Source organism: Thiothrix eikelboomii, assembly GCF_900167255.1.
In the GTDB taxonomy this organism is placed as follows: Bacteria; Pseudomonadota; Gammaproteobacteria; order Thiotrichales; family Thiotrichaceae; genus Thiolinea; species Thiolinea eikelboomii.
In genome coordinates this window covers 1-2,023 of record NZ_FUYB01000047.1, presented here as the reverse complement: position 1 = coordinate 2,023, position 2,023 = coordinate 1, and the positions used below count along the sequence as shown (strand labels likewise).

Below are 2,023 nucleotides of genomic sequence, written 5' to 3'. Positions count from 1 at the left end.
CCCAATTTATGGTGGTAGAGGATGGACGTATGAGACTCAAGCCGTTTTCGTTTAACACAAATTCAATGGGTTAGGAAAATTGTCGTGTACAGAGTTCAGCCGGTTATACCTTTGACAAATCAGAGTTGACTGCAAAATTAGAAATTTTAATGTCTTCGAATAGAACGGCGAACTTGCTACGTGATGAAAAACTGGAAGTGAGCAAAACAATAGAAACGACCACTCGTAAAGCAGCGGGGGGCTTATCCATCAATCTGGGGTTTGTCCGCTTCGGTGGTGGAGCGGGTAACAGTACTACCACGACTACGGAAAAAAACTCGACCCAACGTATTATGTCGGGCAGTTTTGTCAGTGATTTAGTCCGTGAAAACGCATCCGCGTTACAGATTGATTGTGTCAGTTCTAATTCAGCCGAATGTGATCAGTGGATTGAGAAAATCAGCGATTTTTTCTTAAGAGAAGCCCCTAAGATTAGTGCGGAGCTTAAAGAGCAAGCAGATGGCAGCTACCAACTGGGTAATAAGGAGTTAGGCTATGCCACCTTGGGCAAGCTGCAAGCCGATGAGCTGATCAAAACCAAGAATAACTTATCAACTGATATGTCTGCTGTCTCTGATAGTGCAGACAACAAAGCTGAGGTCAAGCATCAAAACAAAATCACTTTTGATGATGATATTGAATGGGAGTTTAAGGGCGACCGCTGGATTCCAACTAAAGTCGATTTATATGTGGTGGATACCGCTCGTTTAAAAGAGGCCATTCAATTATCGATCACCAAGACGACGATTTCAAAAGATAAAAAGGAGTACTCTGTTCTTTTCACTTATCCAGCAGCACATTTGGCCGAGCAGGCTGAGCGTTGGCAGCCGGTTTCGCAATCAGTCAAAGAAAAAATACGTGCTGGGAAAAAGTTTGCAGTGGTGTTTTATAGTGGCTGTTATGATCAAATAGCGTGCTCCCGTGATAATACAGGATATGGTACTGATAATAATGGTGATAGAAACAATGCAAAAGATCCTATGGGGACTTTATTATTTGGTCAGATGTATCAAGTAACCTATCATAAAAATGCAGAAGGTAAACATGTATGGAAAGTATCCGGTATTCAAGAAGATGGAATGGTTTTTATTTCTCCAAGTCACGAATATGATGAGGATTACATAGAGAGAAATGAGATGGTTTTATGGGGAGCAGTATTTAAGTTTGATGAATCTGCTAGTGTCTTTTACAACGGTTTTGGTTTAGTTGGGCGCATAGTCTTTCTTGAAGAATAAACATTTGGTAAATAGATCGAATAGTTGATTCGTGGCGAAGGCTGGTAGGAAATAATGTGAAAATCTCTTATCTTGAGCAGTAAGTATTAGGCGGAAATCAGAGCATGCCAAGCCTACTAGCCCCGTTCGACAGCAAAGCCGACGATATTCCGATCTTTCTTACTAAACTCGACCCCAATGAGATAAATCGGCTGATTCAGATGGCGGTATTTATCCGCATAGTGCCGGTCTTGCAATTGCTGCAAGGCTTTGCTTTTGCCCCGTGGCCGACTATTCACGACCTTAAATTCAAATAAGTAAACCTGCTGATTGAATTTCAAAGCCATATCTAAGCGTCCGAGATTACTGGCATCCTCAACAAGAACATCCAAACCTAAAGCCGCGAAATAAGAATAAAAGACACTGGCATAAAAGCCTTCATAGTCTTGAATATTATTACTGTTATACCAATTATTCGGAATGCTGGCATAGAAAGCATGAAAGATTTGCTTGAGTCCCTCGAAGTCATTCTTCAACAGTAAACGATATAATTGAGCACTATTAACAGCCTGCTTGGATTTGTCCTTGACTAAAATGGCCAGCAAGCTTTCGTTTAAACTCTGCCGAACTTCTAAATTAGGAAAACCTAAATGAAAGTAGTCTTGTTGAGCAATACGTTCCGCTTGTTTAATCGTGAGATAACCCGTTTGAAATAATAAGGCTTCGGTGGCTATGTCTTCAATGTCAAAGCTAGACAGCACTTGATTGCT

2 protein-coding genes are annotated in these 2,023 nt (G+C 41.0%); one reads left to right on the top strand and one right to left on the bottom strand.

What is annotated here, in order from left to right; all coding sequences use genetic code 11:
* Positions 1-125: 125 nt before the first annotated feature.
* A complete protein-coding gene (locus tag B5D50_RS19930) occupies positions 126-1,274 on the top strand; it encodes a hypothetical protein (RefSeq protein WP_078924395.1) in 1,149 nt (382 codons plus the stop codon).
* 116 nt (positions 1,275-1,390) lie between these two features.
* On the opposite strand, the gene B5D50_RS19925 is transcribed toward B5D50_RS19930, so the two are convergent.
* Positions 1,391-2,023: PD-(D/E)XK nuclease domain-containing protein (locus B5D50_RS19925; protein ID WP_200807155.1), on the bottom strand; the 633-nt coding region annotated here is incomplete at its 5' end.